The sequence below is a fragment of the Collinsella sp. AF19-1LB genome (assembly GCF_003459655.1).
Taxonomy (GTDB): domain Bacteria; phylum Actinomycetota; class Coriobacteriia; order Coriobacteriales; family Coriobacteriaceae; genus Collinsella.
Genome location: NZ_QRWO01000082.1, coordinates 1 through 385, shown reverse-complemented (window position 1 = coordinate 385; position 385 = coordinate 1). Strand labels below are relative to the sequence as shown.

The following is a 385-nucleotide window of genomic DNA, read 5'->3' as shown; positions in this document are numbered from 1 at the left end:
CGTCCTCCCCGAGGGCCATCCGCAGCACGCGCGCCGGCGTCAGGAACCCGAGCGCCCCCCTCGGCTCGGAGTTCACCTGCGACATGAGCAGCGCGCAGTCCGCCGCCGTCAGCCGGTCGAACCTGGCCCCGGCGCCCTTGGGCAGCAGCTTCCTGATCTCCACGTGGTTCTTCTCGCACGCGCCCTTCTGCTGGCTCTGCCGGGGGTCGCAGTAGAAGAGCCTGGTCTCGCCGTCCCGCTCGCCGAGCAGCGCCGCGATGGCGCCCTCGTCGGCGAACTCGCTCCCGTTGTCGGTGAGCACGGCGCCGAAGGCGCGCCTCGCGCCGTCCTCGCCGAGGACCCCGCGCAGGGAGGAGAGCGCCGCCAGGACCGAGGCGCACGTGCC

General features: G+C 74.0%; 1 pseudogene. It reads right to left on the bottom strand.

Annotated elements, in window-relative coordinates:
* Positions 1-385: pseudogene (locus DWX39_RS10840) on the bottom strand (IS30 family transposase); the annotation flags it as partial.